This window comes from Streptacidiphilus neutrinimicus (assembly GCF_000787815.1).
Classification (GTDB): Bacteria; Actinomycetota; Actinomycetes; order Streptomycetales; family Streptomycetaceae; genus Streptacidiphilus; species Streptacidiphilus neutrinimicus.
In genome coordinates this window covers 12,279-15,289 of record NZ_BBPO01000118.1, presented here as the reverse complement: position 1 = coordinate 15,289, position 3,011 = coordinate 12,279, and the positions used below count along the sequence as shown (strand labels likewise).

Annotated in this window: 3 protein-coding genes; 1 reads left to right on the top strand and 2 read right to left on the bottom strand. The window is 75.4% G+C overall.

Annotated elements, in window-relative coordinates; translation table 11 throughout:
• Positions 1-4 precede the first annotated feature (4 nt).
• Positions 5-922, top strand: coding sequence for a carbohydrate kinase family protein (locus TR48_RS36190; RefSeq protein WP_052443334.1), 918 nt, complete (start codon positions 5-7; stop codon positions 920-922).
• A 28-nt stretch (positions 923-950) separates the two neighbouring features.
• Here TR48_RS36190 and TR48_RS36185 read toward each other — a convergent pair whose 3' ends face one another.
• Together TR48_RS36185 and TR48_RS36180 are read right to left on the bottom strand one after the other, a co-directional pair.
• On the bottom strand, positions 951-1,808 hold the full coding sequence (locus TR48_RS36185; RefSeq protein ID WP_152628375.1) for a hypothetical protein: 858 nt from the start codon (positions 1,806-1,808) through the stop codon (positions 951-953).
• Positions 1,809-1,937: 129 nt separating this feature from the next.
• A complete protein-coding gene (locus TR48_RS36180) occupies positions 1,938-2,837 on the bottom strand; it encodes an alkaline phosphatase family protein (protein WP_084730049.1) in 900 nt (299 codons plus the stop codon).
• Positions 2,838-3,011 lie beyond the last annotated feature (174 nt).

Sequence of the window (3,011 nt, the reverse complement as noted above, 5' to 3'; positions counted from 1 at the left end):
CCGCATGAGCGGTCACGGCGCGGGCCGACCGGGCGGCGGCCGGCTGCTGGTCGTCGGGGACCTGGCGACCGACGTCGTCGCCGTGCACGACCGGCCGCTCGCGCCGGCCACCGACACCGCCGCCCACGTCGTGCTCCGCCCCGGCGGCGCGGCCGCCAACGTCGCCGCGTGGGCCGCCGCCCACGGAGCGGAGGCCACGCTGCTCGCCCGCGTCGGCGCGGCGACCGCCGAGCAGCACCGCATGGAGCTGCGGAGCGCCGGAGTCCGGCCGGTCCTGCGCGAGGACTTGGACCGGCCCACCGCGACCGTCGTCTGCCTGGTCGACGCGACGGGCGAGCGCACCATGCTCAACGACCGCGGCGCGGGCGCGGCGCTCGGCCCCGCCGACTGGGACGAGAGCCTGCTGGACGACGCGGCCCGGGTCCACCTCTCCGGCTACCTGCTCTTCTCCGCGCCCGGCCGCGACCTCGCCGCGCTCATCCGCACCCGCTGCCGCGCCCGCTCCATCCCGGTCAGCGTCGACCCGGCCTCCGCCGGGCCGCTGGCACGGCTCGGCCCGCAGACCTTCCTCGACCTGGTGCACGGCGTGGACCTGCTCCTCCCCAACCAGGACGAGGCCCGCCTGCTCGGCGGCCTGCGCGACCCCGAGCAGGCGGCCCTGCGCCTCGCGGTGACCACCGGCGCCCTGGTCGTGGTCAAGCGCGGCCCGGACGGCGTGGTCCTGTGCCGCCCCAACGGCGCGGTCCTCGGACGCCTCCCCACGCCCGAGGCGAAGGTCGTGGACACCACCGGCGCGGGCGACGCCTTCGCCGGAACCTTCCTCGCCGCCCTCCTCACCGGCGCGTCCCCCCTCACCGCCGCCCAAGCCGGCTGCACCGCCGCCGCCCACTGCGTCACCCACCCGGGAGCACGGCCCGCCTGAGCACCTTGGCCCCGGCGGGCGCGATGCGTCAGCGGTAGACGCGGATGCTGGAGACCTCGCTGGTGATGGGGGTCAGGGCGACCGGCGTGCGGCCGTCCTGGGAGGAGACGCTGAGGTTGACGACCAGGTAGGCGCGCCAGTCGGAGGGGACGCCCTGGTGGTCGCTGAAGACGGCGCGCATGTGCGTGAGCGAGCCGCCGAGGTACCAGGTGACGCTCCGCGTCCCGAACCGCGCGCCGACGTAGACCCACTTGCCGAAGCCCAGGAGGCCGCTGCGGACCCACGCGTACGCGTGGCCGCCCACGTGGTTGACCAGCTCCGCGAGGTCGGGGGTCTCGCCGTGCCACTCCAGGATGTCGACCTCGTTGTCGCCGTCCTTCCAGGTCCACACCCCGGGCCAGGCGCCGTGGCCGCCCCCGCCGTCGCGGTCAGGCAAGCGGAGGCGGACCACCACGTAGTCGCCGGGCCGCACGGCGAAGCCGTTGCCCCCGCGGGAGCCGTCGCCCCAGGGCTCGGTCGTGAGCAGGCCCGCGGCCCACGTCCCCGCGGGCCTGCGGGTCGCGGGGGTGGCGCGGAACTGGACCCCGCCTCCCTGGACGAGGGTCACCGCGCCGGGCGTGACCCTGTCGAGCTTCCAGTCCTCGTGATTGGTCCGCCCATTCGGGTACGCGGACGAGTAGGTGGACCACGTGGCGCCCGGCCTGCCCCAGTCCTGCGTCGTGAAGTAGTCGCTGAAGACCAGCTTCGCGCGCGGTCCCGGCACCGACGGGGAGGCGGTCGCGGTCTGCGGAGGCGCCGTCAGGGCCACGGGCAGGAACAGCGCGCAGGCGCCGAGGCCCACCGCGAGTCGACGGCGTATCCGGCGGTGTATCCGGTGGCGACGCACAGGCGTGTTCCCCCTCGGGACGACGGAGCGCGACGGCTCCTGCCCATGACCGTCACTCCGCCAGGAGACCCTCCTCCCGGCCCCGCTGCACGCCTCGTTGCGCCGTTCGGAAACCGGTGTGACCGAGAGTCACCAGATGTCGGTCACCGGCGCGCGCTGTGCGCTCTCGCCGAGCGGCTGGAGGCCGTAGGCGGCCTCCAGGGTGCGCAACAGCCGGTAGTGGTCCACAAGTTCGCCGTACCGGCCAGGCTTCACACCCGCCCCGACGATCAGCGTCGGGATGTGGTTGCCCGGGCCGTTGTCGTCCTCGTCCCAGGTGACGACGAGCAGGCTGTCGTGGGCGCGCGCCCACGACGCGTAGCCGGAGAGGTTGGCCCGCAGCCAGTCGTCGCCCTGGCGGACGGTGCCGTCGTGCATGTCGTGCTGGACGTTCGGCACGACGAACGACAGCGTGGGCAGCCCGGCGTAGCCCGCGTCGTTCGTCGGGAACGCGGCGAAGGTGCGGTTGTCGGCGGCGGGGACGGCCGGGAAGTTCACCCACGGGTTGTGCCGGCGCGCGTAGTCGCCGCTGGTGCAGCCCGTGAAGCCGGTCTGCGGCATCGACTCGGAGTACCCCGCGAAGCCGAGCCCCGCGCCCAGCAGCTCGGAGCCGAGGGAGGGGCCGGTGAAGATGTGCGGGCAGGAGTCGTCGGTGAGGCCCTGCGTCGAGCCGGAGAAGAGCGCGAGGTAGTTCGGCTCGCTCGGGTGCGCCACGGCGTAGGAGGAGGTGAAGGAGGCCCCCTGGGCGGCCAGCGCGTTGATGTACGGCGCGTCCGGGCTGCCGATGACCTCGTCGTAGGCGTGGTTCTCCTCCATGACGACCACGACGTGCGCGGGCCTCGGCACGGCGGCGGCCGCGACGGAGCCGCTCTGCGCCGCCAGCGACGAGGACACCCCGGCCGGCTCCGCGGGCCCTCCCGACGAGCACGCGCTGACCGCCGCCAGCGCGGCGGCGGCCAGCGACGCGGCAAGCGTGAGGCGAATGCGCATTCCCCCATCCTCCCGCAGGTCCCCCCGATGTCGCTCGACGCCCGCCCGCCCTGGCGCGCCGCGCCGGCCCGCTCACGCGCTTGCGCGGAGGCACGGGATGCCTCGTGGCTGGGGCATGCCCGGCCCGGCGGCGGCTGCCCACGGACGCGAGAACCGCCCGACCTGGGCCGTAGC

Bases quoted from the DNA above. Each gene is read 5' to 3' on its own strand.
- TR48_RS36190 (WP_052443334.1), top strand. From the start codon at position 5: ATGAGCGGTCACGGCGCGGGCCGACCGGGCGGCGGCCGGCTGCTGGTC.
- TR48_RS36180 (WP_084730049.1), bottom strand. From the start codon at position 2,837: ATGCGCATTCGCCTCACGCTTGCCGCGTCGCTGGCCGCCGCCGCGCTG.